This is a genomic window from Anaerolineales bacterium (genome assembly GCA_019637755.1).
GTDB lineage: Bacteria > Chloroflexota > Anaerolineae > Anaerolineales > UBA11579 > JAMCZK01.
This window is the reverse complement of record JAHBVC010000001.1, coordinates 952,934-967,951: the sequence shown is the minus strand read 5'-3', so window position 1 is coordinate 967,951 and position 15,018 is coordinate 952,934. Positions and strand designations below refer to the sequence as shown.

General features: G+C 60.6%; 15 protein-coding genes, 1 tRNA gene and 1 riboswitch. Of the genes, 9 read left to right on the top strand and 7 right to left on the bottom strand.

Translation table 11 applies throughout. The features are described 5' to 3' along the window. Nucleotides 1-52 precede the first annotated feature (52 nt). The 5 genes from uppS (at nt 53) to metK (ending at nt 4,617) form a co-directional block, all read left to right on the top strand. On the top strand, nt 53-733 hold the full coding sequence (gene uppS / locus KF821_04740) for a di-trans,poly-cis-decaprenylcistransferase (GenBank protein ID MBX3005120.1): 681 nt from the start codon (nt 53-55) through the stop codon (nt 731-733). Further along, nucleotides 723-1,538, top strand: coding sequence for a phosphatidate cytidylyltransferase (locus KF821_04735; GenBank protein ID MBX3005119.1), 816 nt, complete (start codon nt 723-725; stop codon nt 1,536-1,538). Before uppS ends, KF821_04735 begins: the two co-directional genes overlap by 11 nt. Further along, complete coding sequence (gene glpX / locus KF821_04730; protein ID MBX3005118.1) at nt 1,456-2,535, top strand: class II fructose-bisphosphatase; 1,080 nt, start codon at nt 1,456-1,458, stop codon at nt 2,533-2,535. The genes KF821_04735 and glpX overlap by 83 nt, the downstream gene beginning before the upstream one ends. Before the next feature lie 5 nt (nt 2,536-2,540). After that, entirely contained in the window at nt 2,541-3,143 is a 603-nt protein-coding gene (locus tag KF821_04725; protein MBX3005117.1) for an HAD family phosphatase, read from the top strand. 83 nt (nt 3,144-3,226) lie between these two features. After that, nucleotides 3,227-3,329: riboswitch (SAM riboswitch) on the top strand. 73 nt (nt 3,330-3,402) lie between these two features. Next, nucleotides 3,403-4,617, top strand: coding sequence for a methionine adenosyltransferase (metK, locus tag KF821_04720; protein ID MBX3005116.1), 1,215 nt, complete (start codon nt 3,403-3,405; stop codon nt 4,615-4,617). Nucleotides 4,618-4,688: 71 nt separating this feature from the next. On the opposite strand, the gene KF821_04715 is transcribed toward metK, so the two are convergent. Together KF821_04715 and trxA are read right to left on the bottom strand one after the other, a co-directional pair. Then, the gene (locus KF821_04715; protein ID MBX3005115.1) at nt 4,689-5,060 is read right to left on the bottom strand and encodes a hypothetical protein; all 372 of its coding nucleotides are present in this window, start codon (nt 5,058-5,060) and stop codon (nt 4,689-4,691) included. 291 nt (nt 5,061-5,351) lie between these two features. Continuing rightward, entirely contained in the window at nt 5,352-5,678 is a 327-nt protein-coding gene (trxA, locus tag KF821_04710; GenBank protein ID MBX3005114.1) for a thioredoxin, read from the bottom strand. A 120-nt stretch (nt 5,679-5,798) separates the two neighbouring features. Between trxA and KF821_04705 the strand changes: the two genes are divergently transcribed. Further along, nucleotides 5,799-5,870 (top strand) — tRNA-Lys (locus tag KF821_04705). On the opposite strand, the gene KF821_04700 is transcribed toward KF821_04705, so the two are convergent. The 3 genes from KF821_04700 to KF821_04690 form a co-directional block, all read right to left on the bottom strand. Continuing rightward, nucleotides 5,871-6,863 carry an ABC transporter substrate-binding protein gene (locus KF821_04700; protein ID MBX3005113.1) on the bottom strand — a complete coding sequence of 331 codons (993 nt, stop codon included), beginning with the start codon at nt 6,861-6,863 and terminating at the stop codon, nt 5,871-5,873. A gap of 98 nt (nt 6,864-6,961) precedes the next feature. Beyond that, entirely contained in the window at nt 6,962-7,999 is a 1,038-nt protein-coding gene (locus tag KF821_04695; GenBank protein ID MBX3005112.1) for an alpha/beta fold hydrolase, read from the bottom strand. Nucleotides 8,000-8,096: 97 nt separating this feature from the next. Further along, on the bottom strand, nt 8,097-8,747 hold the full coding sequence (locus KF821_04690; GenBank protein MBX3005111.1) for a DsbA family oxidoreductase: 651 nt from the start codon (nt 8,745-8,747) through the stop codon (nt 8,097-8,099). Between the two features lie 468 nt (nt 8,748-9,215). Here KF821_04690 and KF821_04685 point away from each other — a divergent pair, with 468 nt between their 5' ends. After that, nucleotides 9,216-10,508, top strand: a complete 1,293-nt coding sequence (locus KF821_04685) for a hypothetical protein (protein MBX3005110.1) — start codon at nt 9,216-9,218, stop codon at nt 10,506-10,508. Nucleotides 10,509-10,524: 16 nt separating this feature from the next. Here the strand turns inward: KF821_04685 and KF821_04680 are convergent, their stop codons facing one another. Together KF821_04680 and KF821_04675 are read right to left on the bottom strand one after the other, a co-directional pair. Next, a complete protein-coding gene (locus KF821_04680) occupies nt 10,525-11,511 on the bottom strand; it encodes a glycosyl hydrolase 53 family protein (GenBank protein ID MBX3005109.1) in 987 nt (328 codons plus the stop codon). Nucleotides 11,512-11,578: 67 nt separating this feature from the next. Further along, a complete protein-coding gene (locus tag KF821_04675; GenBank protein ID MBX3005108.1) occupies nt 11,579-12,745 on the bottom strand; it encodes an acyl-CoA dehydrogenase in 1,167 nt (388 codons plus the stop codon). 134 nt (nt 12,746-12,879) lie between these two features. On the opposite strand from KF821_04675, the gene KF821_04670 reads away from it, so the two are divergent. Both KF821_04670 and KF821_04665 read left to right on the top strand, forming a co-directional pair. Next, complete coding sequence (locus tag KF821_04670; protein ID MBX3005107.1) at nt 12,880-13,200, top strand: hypothetical protein; 321 nt, start codon at nt 12,880-12,882, stop codon at nt 13,198-13,200. A gap of 1 nt (nt 13,201) precedes the next feature. Then, nucleotides 13,202-14,785 carry an aspartyl/glutamyl-tRNA amidotransferase subunit A gene (locus KF821_04665; GenBank protein MBX3005106.1) on the top strand — a complete coding sequence of 528 codons (1,584 nt, stop codon included), beginning with the start codon at nt 13,202-13,204 and terminating at the stop codon, nt 14,783-14,785. Nucleotides 14,786-15,018 lie beyond the last annotated feature (233 nt).

Sequence of the window (15,018 nt, the reverse complement as noted above, 5' to 3'; positions counted from 1 at the left end):
GGAGCCCGCTGCCGAGCACCCCCGGCGCATCCCTCAACACATCGCCATCATTATGGATGGCAATGGCCGCTGGGCCAAAGCGCGCGGCTTGCCGCGCCTGGCCGGCCACCGTGCCGGCACCGAGAACCTGCGCAACATCGTACGCGCCTGCGGTGACCTGGGCGTGAAGTATCTAACCATCTATGCCTTCTCCACCGAAAATTGGGGCCGCCCCGAAGAAGAGGTGAGTGGCCTGATGGGCATTTTCGATGAAATGTTTGAACGCGAGCTGGCGGATCTGCATAAGCAAGGCGCGCGCCTCAATCACATCGGCAACCTGGATAAGGTGCGCGCCTCGCTGCAAGAGAAGATCCGGCGTGGCATGGAACTTACCAAGAACAATCACGGGCTGACGCTTAGCGTGGCCTTCAACTACGGCGGCCGCGATGAGATCGTGCAAGCCGTGCGCGCCATTCTGCGTGATGGCTTGACCGCGGATGAGGTCAACGAGGAAACCCTCTCGCGCTACATGTTCACCGCCGGCATTCCAGATCCTGATCTGGTGATCCGCACCTCAGGCGAGCAGCGCACCAGCAACTTCCTGCTGTGGCAGAGCGCCTATGCTGAATGGGTCTTCCCGCAGACCTACTGGCCTGATTTCGGCCCCGCAGAGTTGCAGGCCGCGGTCACAGAATTTGCGAACCGCCAGCGGCGCTTTGGTGGCCTGGTGAGTGAGGAAGCCAATGGCCGCTAAACGCATCCTGGTGGCTTTGATCGGCTTGCCGATTGGCATTACCCTGATCATGCTCGGCGGCGGCTTGTTTGCCGCGCTGTTTGCAGTGTTGTTGGGGCTGGCCGCCTGGGAATACAGCGGCCTGTTTATCAGTGGTGGCGCCCAGCCGGCGCGCCTGCTGGTTGTGGCCGGCACGCTGCTGCTGTTCCTGGCGGCGCATTGGGGCTTGCCGGATGGCGTGCTGCTGGCCGGCCTGCCCATGCTGGCGCTGGCGGTACACCTGGTGAGCTACGAGCGCGGGCGCGAGAGCGCCGGCACAGACTTCGCCATCACCCTCAGTGGCATCTTTTATATCGGCGTCTTGGGCGCCTACTTTGCCCACATGCGCAATCTGCCCTACGGTGAGTGGTGGCTGTTGCTCACTCTGCTCTCGGTATGGCTAACGGATACCGCGGCCTACGCCATCGGCACCCCGCTGGGGCGCCACCGGCTGGCGCCGCGCCTCAGCCCTAAGAAGAGCTGGGAAGGCTACCTGGCCGGCTTGGTGTTTGCCGTGGCCGGCACGCCACTGTTTGGCTGGCTGCTGGCGCAGCTGGGCTTGCCGGCGGATGCGCAATTTGCGCCGGCCCATTTGGCGCTGCTCGGCCTGGCGGTGGGGGCGCTGACCACACTGGGTGATCTCGGCGAGAGCATGATCAAGCGTCAGATGCGCGTCAAAGATGCCAGCCAGATCCTGCCTGGGCATGGCGGCATTCTCGATCGTATCGATTCGTGGCTATGGGCCGTGCCGATCGGCTTTTATCTCGTCACCCTTTTATTCTCATAAAGGAGTTGTGTTGAACGATCAGTCCCCCTCTCGTAATCTGGCGTTGGAACTGGTGCGGGTCACCGAGGCGGCGGCGTTATCCGCGGCGCGCTTTATGGGGCGCGGCGATAAGCCCGCCGGCGACCAGGCGGCCGTGGATGGTATGCGCCTGGTGCTCAACAGCATCGAGATGAGCGGAGTGGTGATTATTGGCGAGGGCGAGAAAGACGAAGCGCCCATGCTGTACAACGGCGAGAAGGTTGGCTTTGGCGGCGCCCCGGAGGTAGATCTGGCGGTGGACCCGATCGACGGTACCCGCCCGTTGGCGGAAGGGCGCCTGAACTCCATCGCCACTGTGGCAGTGGCGCCGCGCGGCACCATGTTTGACCCCGGCCCCTTCGTATACATGAACAAGATCGCAGTGGGCCCGGCGGCCAAAGGCGCTATCCATGTGGAGTGGAGCATTCAAGAGAATTTGCAAGCCATCGCCAAGGCCAGCGGCAAACGTATTCAAGACCTGGCGGTGATCATGCTGGACCGGCCACGCCATGATGAGCTGAAGGCTGAGGTACGCCGCTGCGGCGCGCGCATCCGCCTGATCGATGATGGCGATGTGGCCGCCGCGCTGATGACCGCCATGCCGGATGCCGGCATTGACGTACTGCTGGGCATTGGCGGCACGCCCGAGGGCGTGCTGGCGGCGTGCGCCCTGCGCGCCATGGGGGGCGAGATCCAGGGCAAGTTGTATGCGCGCAACGAAGACGAACTGCGCCGTGGCCGCGAAATGGGCTACGACTTTGACAAGATCCTCACTATGGATGACCTCGTGTCTTCGGAAGATGTGTTCTTTGCCGCCACGGGCATCACCGATGGTGAGCTGTTGGACGGCGTCAAGTATTCCTCGCACGGGGCGCGCACGCACAGCCTGGTGGTGCGCGGCACCACCGGCACGGTGCGCCAGGTGATCGCCACTCACAGCATCGAGAAGCTCGAAAAGATCAGCCCGATCGAGTATTAGCCCCAATGAGTATTCGCGCCGTCATTTGGGATTTTGGTGGTGTGCTGGTGCGCACGATGAGCTTCGAGCGCCGCCAGGCGTTGGCCGCCCAGGTGGGCCTTAGCCCGCAGGAGTTGGAGCGGCGCGTCTTTGATAGCGATCACCGCCGCCAGGCCCAGTTGGGCGCGGTGGATGGCGGCCAGTATCTGCGCAGCGTGGCGGCTGAACTCAACCTGGATGTGGACGAGCTGATGCGCTCGTTCTTCGGCGCCGACGAGCTGGATCTTGAGTTGATGGCGTATATTCATGGCCTGCGCCCGCAGTACAAGATTGGCCTGCTCAGCAATGCGATGTCCAGCCTGCGGCCGATGCTCACGGAGCAGTATCCGATCCTGGATGCGTTTGATGAGCTGATCATTTCCGCCGAAGTGGGGCTGGTGAAGCCAGACGCGGCGATCTACGCCTTGGCGGTGGAGCGCCTGGGCGTGCACGCCAGCGAAGCCGTATTTGTGGATGATTTCATCGAAAATGTAGAAGGTGCCCGGCGCGCCGGTTTGCACGCGGTGCACTTCCGCTCGCGCCAACAGGCTTTGGCTGAGCTGGCGGCGATCCTGAGCCCAGCCTCATAATGCTAAATTGACACTGCCTCTCGGCAGTGGTATAGTCTCGCCCGACAAACTGAATACTGCCCAGCCTGCGAACATTCGCCGGCATTTCATCCAGAGAGGTTGAGGGAATCGGCCCGTTGAAACCTCGGCAACCCCCGCTGCGCGGGATGGTGCCAATTCCGACAGAAAGTTTCTGGAAGATGAGAGGGTGCAAAATCCTGCTGGTTTGCCCTTCTCTGCTGTCTGAGGGCAAATTTTCGTTTAACGGAGGATTATTGTAATGAGTAGCACCTTTACCCAGGCAGAAAAACTGCTGTTCACTTCTGAATCTGTAACCGAAGGGCATCCTGACAAGATCTGTGATCAGGTCAGCGATGCGGTTTTGGATGCCTGCCTGGCGCAGGATAAAAATTCCCGCGTAGCCTGCGAAACGGCCGTCAAGACCGGCTTCGTGATGCTGCTGGGCGAGATCACCACCCAGGCCAACATCAACTATGACCAGTTGGTGCGCTCGGTGGTTAAGGATATTGGCTACACCAGCAGCGATTACGGCTTTGACGGCGAGAGCTGCGGCGTGCAAGTGGCGATTGCCCAGCAATCCGGCGATATCGCCATGGGTGTGGACAAGGCGCTCGAAGCCAAGTCTGGCGAGATGACCGAGGCCGAGCTGGAAGCGGTGGGTGCGGGTGACCAGGGCATGATGTTTGGCTATGCCTGCGATGAAACGCCGACCCTGCTGCCGATGCCCGTCTACCTGGCCCACAAGCTCACCCGCCGCCTGACCGAAGTACGCAAAGACGGTACGCTGAAGTGGCTGCGGCCGGATGGCAAGAGCCAGGTGACCGTGGAGTATTCCAAGGGCAAGCCCAAGCGCATTGATACCGTGCTGATCAGCACGCAGCATTCAGACGAGGTCAGCCAGGAGCAGATCCGCGAAGCGATCATCAAGCATGTGATCGAGCCGGTGCTGCCCAAGGAACTGGTGGACGGCGAGCTGAAGATCTACGTCAACCCGACCGGGCGCTTTGTGATCGGTGGCCCGATGGGTGATGCCGGCCTGACCGGGCGCAAGATCATCGTAGACACCTACGGGGGCATGGGCCGCCACGGCGGCGGTGCCTTCAGCGGTAAGGACCCCACAAAGGTGGACCGCTCCGCCGCCTACGCGGCGCGCTGGGCGGCCAAGAACGTGGTGGCGGCCGGCCTGGCCGAGCGCTGCGAGATCCAGGTGGCCTATGCCATCGGTGTCGCCCGCCCGCTGAGCGTGAACGTAGAGACCTTCGGCACCGGAAAGATTGCCGATGACAAGATCGCCGCGCTGGTGGAAGAGCACTTTGACCTGCGCCCCGGCGCGATCATCCGCGATTTGGACCTGCGCCGCCCGATCTACCGCCAGACGGCCGCCTACGGCCACTTTGGCCGCGATGACGTCAAGCTGCCCTGGGAAGATACCGGCCGCGCCGCTGCGCTGGCCAAGGCCGCTGGCCTGAGCTAACCCCAACCCGATAAAACAAAAAAGAGCGGTGCAAACGCACCGCTCTTTTTGTTTTCAGAAAGTCGATTACCTCACACAAACAACGAAACAAGCAAGGCGGCGGGCACTACAAAGACAGCACTGTTGGGGATGGCTTTTAGCAGGGAGTGGAAGTGGAAGTTCATGTCCTTCCATCCGTGTGCTCCCTCGGTACCCTTGATGGGTGGGTGGTTGGGATTAATGATCAGCGTGTGGATGAAATCGATCACTGCAAAATCATACGTATGCACAACAAGCATAACCAGGTAGAGGTGCACGAGAGCGCCCAGGAAACTGAGCTCAACGTTGGCTGATTGCGCGGCGTAGATTGTTGAGACGATAGATAGCCCGGGCAGAATGATCAGATAGGGCAGGAGTAGAAAGGTGGTGGCACGTTCTTCGGCCGGTGTTTTTGGGCCAGCCAATTTGGCTATGTCTTCGGGGAGGCTATGTAACCACAGCCGAGGCCAACCCCAGAAACTGACTACTACGAAGATGGTGAACGGAATACAAAGCAGCAGGGCGTGCGTCAAAGTGATGGCAATAGGTATCATTGTGCCCTGTTTATTTAGTTGCACCTAAATATAAACCGAAATTACGCCGGTGTCAATAACAGGCTATGTGCTTATGTGCTCAGCCTTATTACAAAAGGAGCGGTACATGTACACCGCTCCTTTTTTGATTCAGTTGGGGATTGCTGCATGCGCCTGCTGGGACTAGCTGATATGTGGCTCTACTTTGCTTTGAATTTTGTCTTTGGGCTGGTAGCCAGTCATGCGTTCAACGATCTTGCCGTTTTTGAACAGCATCACTGTGGGCACACTCAGCACCTGGTACTCCTGAGTGAGTTGGGCAGCTTCGTCAACGTCCAGCTTGGCTACGGTGACCGTATCGCCCCATTCCCCAGCCAATTCTTCGAGCACTGGCTCGAGCAGGCGGCAGGGCTGGCACCACACCGCGCCGAATTCCACCAATACGGGTTTGGGGGCCTGCAACACATCGGCGTCAAAGCAGTGGCTATCAATCGGCTTCAGTTGGCTCATCGCTCCCTCCGCTGAGAAGACCGCGCCGCGCACGGGAAGAAATACTAGCAAGCCCATCTGCCCCTGTCAAGCGCTGCGCTGCGGCTGGGCGGCGAGGCATGATAAAATCTTGCACGTTCTGGGCGCGTAGCTCAATGGCAGAGCAGTGGCCTTTTAAGCCAACGGTTGAAGGTTCGAGTCCTTCCGCGCTCATCATAAAGAAAGCCCCGCAAACATTGCGGGGCTTTTTGTTATTCGGCAACTGTTCAGCGCTTCCATCAGATCTTGCAGCAGCGCGTTCACGCCGCGGAAGCCAGGGTAGCCCAGGCGATCCAACACCGTGACCCGCCCAGCTTGCACCGCCGGAATCTGCTGCCATAGCGGGTTAGCGGAAACTTCGGCCAATGAGTCTGCTTCCCCCTCCACGCTATCGTTTTGCAGCAAGAAAAGCTGTGTGCCGGAGAGCAGATCGAGGCGCTCGAGGCTGATGAAGGCGCGGCCATCGCGGAGGCTCAAGCCTTCCTCGCTGCCATCCGGATGCAGGCTGACGCCGAGCTGGCGCAGCAGCCAGGGCACCGTGCGCGGGCGATCGGTAAAGACGGCCACGCTGTTGCCGGGGTAGATGGCCGCCACCGAAGCATCTACTGCGCTGCCCAGTTGGCTGCGCGCCGCTTGCAGCGCGGCCTCAAAGGCGGCCACCTTGCTGGTGGCTTCGTCGGCCAACCCCAAGGCGGCCAGGGTTTGCGCGTAGTTCTCCACTTCATTCTCACCGGCCACAGCAATGGTGGGGGCGATTTGGGAGAGTTTGGCATAACCGATGCGGTCCACAAAGAATGCCGTACCGATGATCACATCAGGCTCCAGGGCCGCCAGGCGCTCAAGCGATACGCTAGTGGAGGAGGAATACAACTCCACGCCGGCCACCTCTTGCGGGGCGATCAGGGCTGGCAAATAGTCAGGCAGGTTAACGATCGAGGCCAACGGGGTGATCCCTGCGTCGAGCAGATCCGCCAGCAGGCCCTCTTCGCCCAGGGCGATCACGCGCTGCGGGGCGGCGGGAATTTCGGTAGTGCCAAAGGTGTGCTCGATGGTGCGCGTGGTGGCGGTTTCACTTGTCACGCGCAGCGGCACGGTGTCCAGAGTGCTGCGGCAGGCCGACAGGGCCAAAGCCAGCAGGGTGGGGAGCAAGAGCTTTCGAATATGCATAGACGCCTTTCTGTCGCGCCTATTGTAGTGAACCATGACCCCCAGGCAAGTACCGCAGGTTCGTGCGATCTTCAAAGCGATTGATAGTTAGCGGTCTTTTACGTACAGATCGAAAAATTCGATCGTGCGCCGCATGGCAGCGGAAAAATAGGTGGAGAGGTTGTGATTATCGCCATCATAGATAAACAGCTCGGCGGTTTGCCCGGCGGCGCGGGCTTGCTCGGCCACTTGGTATGACATAAAAACCGGCACGGTGGCATCGCTGCTCCCGTGGTGCAACTGCAGCGGGCCGGAGAGTTCGTCCAGGTAGCTGTTGGCCGAGAGCGAAGCCCAGAATTCGGGGTCGGCCGTTGGCGGGCCGTAGGTTCGAGCAGGCTGCGCGTGCCAAAGCGCGGCCTGCCGCCGATATCGATCATATCGGCGTAGGCGGAGATAACCCCGGCCCAGATCACGCCCGCCTTAATGTCCGGGTCCACCACCATGGCGCGCAGGGTGATATAGCCGCCCATCGAATGGCCCCACATCCCAATGCGGTTGGGGTCCGCATCGGCATAGGCCTTCAGCGCGGCGGTGGCATTGAGTACATCGATCACGTAGTCGGGCCGGCCATAGGCACCGCGGGCGATGCCCTCCGAGCGGTCGTGCCCGCGGTAATCCGGGCGGAAGACAATATAGCCGGCGCTGGCCAGGCGATCTACGTAAGCAATATAACGCTCGGTAGTGCGGTATTCCTGCGGGGCAATATAGCCGTGGTTGAAGATGATCACGGGCCAGCCCGTGGCGGGTACTTCCCCGAAGGGAACCGTGAGCAGGCCATATTGCTTAAGCCCATCCGATAGATACGAGGCAATGTAGCGGGCGTAATTACTGCCGTTTTCCAGCACTTCTTCGATGGTGAGCTGCGTGGCCGGGTAACTGCGCTGGCGCAAGTACTCGATACTTAACGGATGCAGCGGCAGCGGGGTCGCCGTCGGGGTGAGGGTGGCGCTGGGGCTAGGGCTGGCGGTGAAGGTGGCGGTAGCGCTGCTGCGCACGATGAACGGGGTGGGCAAACCTGCCGCGCCGGCCTGCGGGAGGGTGCATGCGGCCAGCAGCACACAACAGAGGATCGCCAGGCGGATAAGGCGGAGCTTCACGCGCAGTAGTGTACCCAACCACTTACGCACGGAGCGAACAAAAAAAACCACAGCCTGCTTTGCAGGCTGTGGTTTTTTTAATAGTGAGCGCTATGCGTTAGGCCGCGGCGGGGTACAGCTCCTGCCAGATCTGATCGAGCGCCTGGCTGAAGGCTTGGGTACCTTGAGCACCGGAGACGGCGTACTTGCCGTCGAAGATAAAGAAGGGCACACCCTGGATGCCATACTGGGCTGCCTGGCCCAGATCCGCCTGCACTTCGGCAGTGTAAGCATCTGATTCCAAGGCGGCACGCGCCGCCTGCGCATCCAGCCCCACTTCGCTGGCCAACTGCACCAGCGTTTCGCTATCGGCCACGCTCAGCCCGTCTGTGAAGTACGCCTTGAACAGGCGCGCCAGCATGGCGGCCTGCTTGCCCTGGCTGGCGGCGAAGTGCACCAGCCGGTGGCCGTGCAAGGTGTTCACCATCTTGGCGGCGTGGTGGTTCATCTCCAGGCCCAGCCCGGCAAACATCTCGGCTACTTGCTGGTTCATGTGATCGGCTTGGTCCTCGCTGATGCCGCGCTTGGCCGCCAGCATGGCATTGATGCTTTGCTCGGCCACGAACGGTGCGTTGGGGTCCAACTGAAAGCTGTGATGCACGATCTCCACCTGGTCTTTGTGGGCGAAGCCAGCCAGGGCTTGGTTGAGCTGGGTAGTGCCCGCATAGCAGAAGGGGCAGGCGATGTCGCTCCAAATATCAATTTTCATGTTCACTTCCTTTGCACTGATTATATCTACTGTGCTCGATTTGAATTCCGCGCGTTGCTTAGCCAGCATTACCCCGTTTTGCTTGACAGACGCGGCAAACTTTCATAAGACGGCGACGTGTCCAACTTCACTGGCCAGCCGTGAGCTGCAATGTGCACGTGTATGCCAAAGCGATGGAGCTTCTTCGCCGCACTGGTACACACTGCCTGTTAGCCGTTACCAACGCTTCCAGACGGAGATCATGCTAATCACGGTGACCTTGCTGGTGGTGCTGGTGCAGGCAGTGCAGGGTGTGGGTAATTGGCTGGCGGCGCGTCTCTCACACCGCTAGAGCCGCCCGCGCGCTGTAATACTCGGGGGCGAGCGGCGTTGTATTGGCATAGCGTATCCGCGCGCGACAGTGCAAACTCATTGTATTGTGTAACATGTATTCCGCGCGCCAAGCAACACCGACCTAGGGAGTTACCCATGCGAAACTGGTTTCTTTTTTCAATGTTGTGTGTGGCTGTGCTGACTGGCTGCGCGTCGGGCAGTGCTGCCTCGGCGAGTGCAGAGCCTGTTTCAACGTCAGCCTCAGTAGCTGCTCAAGCTACTGAGGCGCAATCTGACCCGCTGCCGGAGCCTAGCCCCACGGCAACGCTGGCTGCTTACCGCGGCCCCAACCCGCGCCTGGCGCTGTGGGGCTATGAGGGCGAACAGTTTGTTCCCCGCGTGATTGAATTGGGCAGCGAGGAACTTGTGGCGACGATTCCCATAACGGACTCGTGGAGATTGGCGCTTTCCCCTGATGGTCGTAAATTGTTTAACGCTACGGGTTTTGGTGACCAGGGCACGATATACGATTTGGACAGTGGGGAGAGCAGCAGCATTGACCTCTCAACCCAAGTGACTGCTGGGGGCACTCTCGGGCCGGCGGTTTGGTCGCCCAGCCAGCGATGGCTGAACTTCCAAACCCACAATGGCGGCCTCGACTCACTGTGGGCCTATAGTCTGGAAACCGGCGACCTAAAACATGTTGCCGATGCGCGCGTGGTTAGCTGGTCCAGCACAGAAGACATCCTCAGTTACGTAAGCGGCAATCTGCGTGCCACCTACGACCTGACTACCGGCCAGGAGACGGTTTGGCCCAGCCCCAGGTATGAGGCACTCGAGGTTTTACTCACACACGACGGTCTTAAGCCAGACTTTAACTCCGCTTCGTGCTGGTATCTATGCGTACTTCCGGATCTGGGGCAGGTGCGCGACTACCAGTCTTCCCAGCGCAGCGCCGGCCGCTATCACTACGACCTTGTTGATAGCGAGACGATGACGCTGCTGGCGCATGTGGCCACCTTCCAGACGGAGCGCGCCCTGGAGCAGGAGTACTTCTTACCGGATGTAGCAAAACTGTTCCCATTGTGGCAGCGAGGCGATTACTTGCTTTTTGTGCAACAGATCGCAGGAGTTACCATCGAAGGATCCGAAACGGAATACTATTCCGCCTGGAGCCCATCCGGCGAGATGCCTTTCACAGTCGTGGAAGGTGAGCCGGCCTATACGCTGCCAAACGTGCTGCCCATGGCCGTCAGCCCGGATGGAAGCGCTTTTGTGGGCTTTCGATTTACGCGTCCTGACGAATATACTTTTGTGGTGGAAAGCGCCGTGGTAGTGGACTTGGCCACAGCAGAAACACTGTATGAGTATCCAATGTCATCCGAGGTCGTATACCTTTTACCTCCCTTAGAGGTGTTAGGTGCACACATCGTGTGGCCGTCACAGTAGCTGTCTCCCAGCGTGTCTAGGGCAGGAAGTTGACCCATGCGTCGTACACGGGGCGTTTGTCCCCGCTGACAGTGCGTAGAGATATGCTGCCAAATAACTGCACTTCCAACGAGTTGGGTTCGGCGGCGATAGGGTTGATGAACAACCAGTTTAGGATGCTTACGCTGGTCCCTTGAAGTATGCGCTGCAGCGCATCCACATAGGCCACCTGCGTCTGCGGGCTGGCCTGCCAAGGTGTCTGCAGCCCTTGTGTATCCGCAGGCCAGCCCGTTTCAGTGATCGCAATCGGTGTGGCGCCGGTGTGCTGTAAGAGGGGAGCCAGATAGTCATCCGGAATCTGCTGGGGAGTGGCAACGCTGAACCAGGGGTAGAGCGTAATGCCGACGACATCCACCTTGTTCAGATCGTGGGCGTCGAGCGCGCCCCAGTGGGCTTCGTTCCAGCCGTTGAGCAGGCCGAGGCCGGCCATGCGCTCATACTGAAAGATGGGGCCGACCTGGGTTGCAGGCGAGGCGGCCTTGATGGCGTCATAGGCCTGGTTGTAGACCTCGACCCAGCGCACATAGTCCTCGGGCTGGGTGATGAAGTATTCATCGTTCTCGTTACCGAGGAAGAGATAGGGCGGATGGTGCTCGGCGGCAAAGCCCACCAGCATTTGGATGAACAAGGCACGCGCCTCGGCATTGCTCCAGTTGTTGGTGGCGTTCGTGGGGAGATCCAGATGCAGCTGGGCGCCGCTGCGCCAGCCAAAGACGATGATGGGGGTGAAGCCGTATTGGGCCGCGGCCTGCATGAGACCGGCAGCTGCCTGCGGCGGCTGGCCGCGGCTGTCGATCGAATCACGCCAAGCGCCGTTGAACATGACTGCGCCGTTGGGCAGGCCGGCTACTTCTTCAAGGAATTGGGGATACTGGCTGTAATCGCCCGGGAAGCCCAGCGGCGAGATGCCGTAGCCTTTGAGTACAGCACTGCCCGCCGGAGGTGCGGGCAGTGTGGTTGGCAACGCGGTGGGGGAAGCGCACGCGGCGAACAGCAGAACTGCTGCAACCCACGCCCAAGGTTTCATTGCACTAGCGCAGCCCGGTCTCCATACGGGCGATGACCATGCGCTGAATCTCGCTGGTGCCTTCGTAGATCTCGGTGATCTTGGCGTCGCGGAAGTAGCGCTCCACCGGCAGCTCTTTGCTGTAGCCCATGCCGCCGTGAATCTGCACGGCGTGATGGGCGCAGAACATGGCGGTCTCGGAGGCGTAGAGCTTGGCCATCGAGGCTTCCAGCGTATAGCGCTCGCCGCTGTCCTTGCTGCGTTCTTTGGCCAGTGCGGCGTTGTGGATCAGGCCGCGGGCGGCCTCGATGCGGGTCTTCATGTCGGCGATCTTGAAGCTGGTGCCCTGGAACTCGCCGATCTTGGCGCCGAAGGCTTCGCGCTCGCGCACATACCCCACGCTGGCCTCGTAGGCGGCTTCGGCGATGCCGAGCGCCTGGGCGGCGATGCCGATGCGCCCAGCATCCAGCACCGTCATGGCGATCTTGAAGCCATCGCCCTCGTTACCCAGCAGGCTGCTGGCCGGGGTGCGGTAATTGTCGAAGACGATCTCGCTGGTGGCTGAGGCGCGGATGCCGAGCTTGGGCTCGGGCTTGCCGCGCTCAAAGCCGGGCTGGTCACTATCCACCAAAAAGGCGCTGATGCCCTTGGCACCCTTATCAGGATCGGTCATGGTGAAGAGCAGAATGTAATCGGCCACCGGGGCGCTGGTGACCCAGCTTTTGCGGCCGTTGATGACGTAATGATCGCCGTCTTTGACGGCGCGGCTACGCATGGTGGCAGCGTCTGAGCCAGACATGGGCTCGGTGAGCGAGTAGGCGCCAATCTTCTCGCCTGTGGCTACGCCACGGACGTATTTTTGTTTTTGCTCCTCGCTGCCAAACTTCATGATGCCATGGCAGAAGAGAGAGTTATTGACTGACATCACCGTACCGTGGGCGGCATCCGCTTTGCAGATCTCCTCCAGGGCGAGCACGTAGGCCAGCGTGTCCATTCCGGCGCCGCCGTAGTCCTCCGGCACTTCGATGCCCATGAAGCCCATCTTGCCCATCTTGCGGATGGTGGCCAGGGGGAACTCGCCGCTCTCGTCGTGTTCAGCGGCAATGGGTGCAATTTCTTTCTGTGCGAAATCGCGCGCCGCCTGGCGCAGCATCTCGTGCTCTTCAGTGATGTAGCTGGGGGTATAAGCCATTGGGGACTGCCTCCGGAGAATGTTGGAGTGTTCGATACGGTCATCACATCGATGATGCGCCTGACTACGGCTGCGATTATAGCATTTGGAGCTGGCCAGGCCTCGGATGGTATACTGCCGCGAGCGAGCGTGAAATGACCGAACAAATCTCCCCTGATCTCTTTAAACATCTCGTAGAACTGGCTGCCCTCGAGCTTTCGCCTGAGGATGGCGAATATCTGCGTGACCAGATGAACAAACAGCTCAAGTCGATTGAAGAGCTGGCGGCCATCCCCATCCCTGAGGGCACGCCCTCGGCGGCGCACGGCGTGCCGTTCCCGGCTGAGCTGCGCGCACCGCTGCGCAAGGATGCGCAGGTGCAGGCGCCGGAAGCGGCGGATATCCAGGCTGGCGCGCCGCAGACCAGCGATGGCTACTTTGTGGTGCCTGAGATTCCGCACCAGGATTTGGACTGATATGCATCTCGCTGATCTCTCTGCCCACCAGCTCGCTGAGCTTGTTAAGAAGAAGGAAGTCTCTGCACTGGAGGCTACCGAAGCTGCGTTGGAGCGCGTACGCGCCGTGGACGGCGAACCCGGCCGCTTGGACGGCCCGGCCGATGATGTGGAGAAGGTGCACGCCTTCATTACTGTGACGGATGAACGTGCCCGCCAGCAGGCCAAAGACATTGACGCCCGCCTGGCTAAAGGTGAGGTGCCCGGCCCGTTGGCCGGTGTCCCCTACACCGTCAAGGATATTTTTGCGGTCAAAGACGTACTCACCACGGCCGCCTCGCGCATCCTCTCCAACTTTGTAGCGCCCTATACGGCAACCCCGGTAGCGCGCATGGATGCGGCCGGTGCGGTGATGCTGGGCAAGGTCAATCTGGATGAGTTCACCTATGGCTCGTCCAACGAGTCATCTGCGTACCAGCCCGCCGCACGCAACCCGTGGAACCCAGCGCATGTGCCCGGCGGCTCCAGCGGTGGCAGCGCTGCCGCGGTGGCTGCGGGCGAGGGCGCGCTTTCGCTGGGCACGGACACGGCCGGCTCGATCCGCCAGCCCGCGGCGTTCTGTGGCATTGTGGGCATGAAGCCCACCTATGGCCGCGTCTCGCGCTATGGCCTGATCGCCTTCGGCTCCTCGTTGGATTGCCCAGGCCCGATGGCGCGCAACGTGCGCGATACGGCGTTGATGCTGAATGCCATCGCCGGGCCAGACCCGCGCGATAGCACCGCGGCGGCCACGCCGGCCTCGGATTACACCGCCGCGCTGGAGGAGGGCGTGAAGGGGCTGCGCATTGGCCTCTCGCCGGATTACGACAAGATTACGTTCTTCAACGCGGAGACGGGCGAGATTGACAGCCAGCCGTTGCCCAAAGAGATCGCCGCTGCGGTGCTGCGCGCCGCCGACAAGCTCTCGGACGCTGGGGCGCGCATTATTGAGAATGTGCCCATGCCGCACACGCGCTATGGCATTCCGGCCTATTTTGTGATCTCACGTGTGGAAGCCGCGTCCAACCTGCATCGCTTCGATGGCGTGAAGTACGGCTACCGCACGGCGCTGAAACCCAAGGATTTGCGGGACCTGTACCGCAAGACGCGTGCCGAAGGTTTTGGCCCGCAGCCCAAGTTGCGTATCCTGATGGGTATGTACGTCAGCGCGGCGCAATACAGCGAGCAGTACTATCACCGCGCCCTGCAAGTGCGCTCGCTGATTCGTGGTGACTTTGATACCGCCTTTGACGCCAATGGCACGCACAAGCTGGATGCCCTGCTGACCGCCACCACGCCCACCACCGCCTTCCCCGTGGGCGACATCTACGGCGACTCAGTGCTGATGCAATACGCCGACCAGTTGGCGGTGCCCGCAAACCATGCTGGTGTGCCGGCCATCTCGCTGCCCGCCGGGCTAAGTGGTGACAAGCTGCCGCTGGGTATCCAGTTGGTGGGGCCGGACTTTTCCGAGGCGACGCTGCTGCGCACCGCCCGCGCCTACGAAGCCGCCACTGAAGGCGATGCCTGGCGCAGTGAGCGGCCGCAGGTGCTGGCTAACATCTAAATCTTTGCCGCAGATAAACGCAGATGTACGCAGATAAAACCATAATCACAAAGGCATAGGGAGTTATGTATGTCCCCGAATGAAGCGAGGGGTATACATGACCTAATGAGGTTAATCCACTGATGTGTGCGGCAAATCGGACGAGAGGCTAAGAGGTCAGAATGAGCCTAAAGCAATTTCAAGAAGACATAGGAAAACTGCATCCTCAGGTACGCCGACGATTTGACAGGATA

Excerpts from the sequence above, each read along its gene's own strand:
- KF821_04700 (MBX3005113.1), bottom strand. The coding sequence starts at position 6,863 with ATGCATATTCGAAAGCTCTTGCTCCCCACCCTGCTGGCTTTGGCCCTG.
- KF821_04690 (MBX3005111.1), bottom strand. The coding sequence starts at position 8,747 with ATGAAAATTGATATTTGGAGCGACATCGCCTGCCCCTTCTGCTATGCG.
- metK (MBX3005116.1), top strand. The coding sequence starts at position 3,403 with ATGAGTAGCACCTTTACCCAGGCAGAAAAACTGCTGTTCACTTCTGAA.
- glpX (MBX3005118.1), top strand. The coding sequence starts at position 1,456 with ATGGCGGCATTCTCGATCGTATCGATTCGTGGCTATGGGCCGTGCCGA.
- KF821_04670 (MBX3005107.1), top strand. The coding sequence starts at position 12,880 with ATGACCGAACAAATCTCCCCTGATCTCTTTAAACATCTCGTAGAACTG.
- KF821_04665 (MBX3005106.1), top strand. The coding sequence starts at position 13,202 with ATGCATCTCGCTGATCTCTCTGCCCACCAGCTCGCTGAGCTTGTTAAG.
- KF821_04685 (MBX3005110.1), top strand. The coding sequence starts at position 9,216 with ATGCGAAACTGGTTTCTTTTTTCAATGTTGTGTGTGGCTGTGCTGACT.
- KF821_04735 (MBX3005119.1), top strand. The coding sequence starts at position 723 with ATGGCCGCTAAACGCATCCTGGTGGCTTTGATCGGCTTGCCGATTGGC.
- uppS (MBX3005120.1), top strand. The coding sequence starts at position 53 with ATGGATGGCAATGGCCGCTGGGCCAAAGCGCGCGGCTTGCCGCGCCTG.
- KF821_04675 (MBX3005108.1), bottom strand. The coding sequence starts at position 12,745 with ATGGCTTATACCCCCAGCTACATCACTGAAGAGCACGAGATGCTGCGC.
- KF821_04725 (MBX3005117.1), top strand. The coding sequence starts at position 2,541 with ATGAGTATTCGCGCCGTCATTTGGGATTTTGGTGGTGTGCTGGTGCGC.
- trxA (MBX3005114.1), bottom strand. The coding sequence starts at position 5,678 with ATGAGCCAACTGAAGCCGATTGATAGCCACTGCTTTGACGCCGATGTG.